Consider the following 2915-nt stretch of genomic DNA (forward strand, 5'->3'; position numbering starts at 1 on the left):
GTAGATTCTCCTCACTTATTGTGTATGATTCTACATGCCCTTATTTTTATTGTCCAACTAAGTGTAACCTGTCCAATCTTGCCTTGATGGGCATGTGGCGGTCCCCCTATTAAACTGAGGGAGTTCATTAAGAAAGGCATCGTCTCCAATTTTATAAAATGCCCACCGTTAACTAAATAGGAATTCTTATAAACTGAGGACTGATCTCTAAGCTAATTATTTATTTCGAACCCGTTCACAAAGTATCCAATTGTTTCAAGCTCTTCTTCATTTAGCTCTCTGTTTAGCTTGAGTTGATAAGATTTCTTTATATCTTCAAAGCGTCCCTCATATTTATCTGTCAAGGTAGCTACAGTCCTTAATAGTATTGCTTCCTTCTGATATTCATCCTTCGATATCGGCTTCCAATGGGATAGGACATAGATTTCAGCATCAAATTGATCGATTGTGTCTAATAATTGAATCGTACTTTGAGTCGTATAATTCCTTTTGTTTGAATAGATATCTGCATAAATAGAGTCGCCAAGGAATAGTATTTTTTCTTCTTTGATATAGACAATGATAGAGTCTGGGGAATGATTGCCACCTACATGCTGCAAAAGACATGATACTCCTCCTAGATCAATCTCCATTCTCTGTTCAAAGGTTAAATCTGGTAATGATATGATAATATTTCTTTCACTTCCAAATTCTTTTATGATTGCATTGGCACAAAATTCAATTTCCAATCCCGACTTCACCCGTTCTTCTAAAGCGGAATCTGTCCATTCGTAAGAAACAAGGTTCTTAATTTTAGCTTTCGTTTGAATAGAAGCAACAGACAGCATATTCAAAGCAGACAAACCAAAGATATGATCCCAGTGCCAATGTGTAAGCACAACGATGCTTGGAAGTGGAATACCTTGTTCTTTAAGCTCTTTAAGAAAACAATTAGCATGTGCTTCTGAATTTCCTGCATCAATCATTAACGATCTGTTATCTCCAACCACTACACCTAGAATAGGTCTATCCGTTTCTGAAACAGGTGTTTGATACCAACACCGATTGCTGATTTTTTCCAAAGTTTGCATATACTTTCCCCCTAAAGATACTATCCTTCAGTAATTCCATAAGCATCTTAATAAACCCTTTGTCACCTTTTTAAACGTATATGCTTATATTTCGTGAGTTACTGCAAATGATAACAAAAAGGGGTAAGTCCGGGGTACCGCCACATGCCCATCAAGTTAATATTTTTCAAGTCCCCCAAGATGAAAAACTAAAATGTTTCTAGGAAAAGAAACTTAAAATTTTCATTTTTGGGGTATTCATTCTTTTTAGCTTGATGGATATGGGGTCTCAACGTCAAAATGCGAAAATTATACACTAAGACATTATTAGGAATTAAAACCTCGATTTTGTTACGATTCAAAGCGCCATGACATGTGTTCAGAAAAGGACCATTTCTGAGACTGTTATATATATATATATTATTTTTCATTATTAAAGAAAATACCACTTGTTTCTTTGTTAAATAAATATTAAAATGATTAAAAGTTTATAAAGAAAGGTTGATTAACTTGGATTCTTACGATTATAAAATTATGCAATCAATAATGAATAATGGTAGAGTTACTTGGGCTGAATTGGCATCTCACATTGGATTGTCTTCACCAGCAGTTGCTGATCGTGTCAATCGTTTGATTAGTAATGGAGTAATTAAAGAGATTGGAGCCAAGATAGATGGAGAAAATGTAGGAACTGAGTGTACAGCTTTTGTATCAGTCTCATTAGAAAAACCAAAATATAGAGAAGAATTCTTACATCTTATTACTAATTTGGAGGAGGTACAAGAATGTCATCATATTGCGGGGGATGATGATTATTTATTGAAAATTCGTTGTCGGAATACCAAGGATTTAGACAGAGTGATTAGCTATGAAATCAAAAGTCTGCAGGGGGTACTTCGAACAAAAACAACAATAGTAATGGATACAACGAAAGAAACATTTAAAATTCCTTTGCAAAAAGATAAGTTTTTTATTGATGAGGTAGGAGAAAATGACAAGTGAATTCTTACTCAAAGGTCTTATCATTGGTTTTAGTATTGCGGCTCCTGTAGGACCTATCGGAATTTTATGTATTCGTAGAACGCTTGAGAACGGGAGATTCGTTGGATTTATGTCAGGTTTAGGTGCTGCAACAGCGGATGGTTTATATGGTTTAATTGCGTGTCTAAGCTTAACAGTGATAACTAATTATTTGATTAATCAACAATTATGGTTTCAACTAATTGGCGGAATTTTTTTAGGTTATTTGGGTGTTAAAACTTATATATCAAAACCCTCAAATATACTTACTAAAAGTAAAAATGAACAAAATATTAAGGCATATATATCTACTTTCTTTTTAACAATAACTAACCCGGTAACAATTTTGTCTTTTATTGCCCTTTTTTCAGGGCTTGGAATAGCTAATTCAGAGATTGACTTAATGGCGAAATTAATATTAGTATTAGGAGTTTTTTTAGGTTCAATACTATGGTGGTTATTTCTTAGTATTGTTGTTAGCTTATTAAAGAATCGAATAAATGCATATTCTTTAATAATTATCAATAAAACATCTGGCTTAATTTTACTGTTATTTAGCCTATGGTCTTTTTATGGTGTACTAATTACTTTGTAATATTTGCTTTCAACATTACATTTAACTTCTGACACAAAGTGATTTAATTATACCTTAATTAGAGTAGGCGGTCTTGTAGGAAGTATTATTGTTGTTCCACTTGAAAAGCGATTTCGACGTGGGATTCTAATTCCCTCTTTGCTAGGTAGGGGTACCGCCACATGGCCATCAAGCTAAGGTGAATTTGTATCATCATAACGAAAAAAGCGCTATTCTTTTTGTAGAAATATACAGGAAGGATGGCGTTTTCT

At 33.7% G+C, this 2915-nt stretch carries 3 protein-coding genes and 1 pseudogene; 3 read left to right on the plus strand and 1 reads right to left on the minus strand.

Going from position 1 to position 2915, the window contains the following annotated elements:
• Positions 1-212: 212 nt before the first annotated feature.
• Positions 213-1070: an MBL fold metallo-hydrolase gene (locus ACFX4X_RS25310; protein ID WP_377387625.1), complete on the minus strand. Its 858-nt coding sequence runs from the start codon at positions 1068-1070 to the stop codon at positions 213-215.
• Positions 1071-1559: 489 nt separating this feature from the next.
• Here ACFX4X_RS25310 and ACFX4X_RS25315 point away from each other — a divergent pair, with 489 nt between their 5' ends.
• The 3 genes and pseudogenes from ACFX4X_RS25315 to ACFX4X_RS25325 form a co-directional block, all read left to right on the plus strand.
• Positions 1560-2051 carry an Lrp/AsnC family transcriptional regulator gene (locus tag ACFX4X_RS25315; protein WP_061463125.1) on the plus strand — a complete coding sequence of 164 codons (492 nt, stop codon included), beginning with the start codon at positions 1560-1562 and terminating at the stop codon, positions 2049-2051.
• Positions 2041-2664, plus strand: coding sequence for a LysE family translocator (locus tag ACFX4X_RS25320; protein ID WP_284470879.1), 624 nt, complete (start codon positions 2041-2043; stop codon positions 2662-2664). The genes ACFX4X_RS25315 and ACFX4X_RS25320 overlap by 11 nt, the downstream gene beginning before the upstream one ends.
• A pseudogene (locus tag ACFX4X_RS25325) lies at positions 2665-2808 on the plus strand (MFS transporter); the annotation flags it as partial.
• Positions 2809-2915 lie beyond the last annotated feature (107 nt).

Origin of the sequence: Peribacillus sp. YIM B13481 (assembly GCF_042787985.1) — a bacterium.
Taxonomy (GTDB): Bacteria; Bacillota; Bacilli; order Bacillales; family DSM-1321; genus Peribacillus; species Peribacillus simplex_A.

Excerpts from the sequence above, each read along its gene's own strand:
- ACFX4X_RS25310 (WP_377387625.1), bottom strand. The coding sequence starts at position 1,070 with ATGCAAACTTTGGAAAAAATCAGCAATCGGTGTTGGTATCAAACACCT.
- ACFX4X_RS25320 (WP_284470879.1), top strand. The coding sequence starts at position 2,041 with ATGACAAGTGAATTCTTACTCAAAGGTCTTATCATTGGTTTTAGTATT.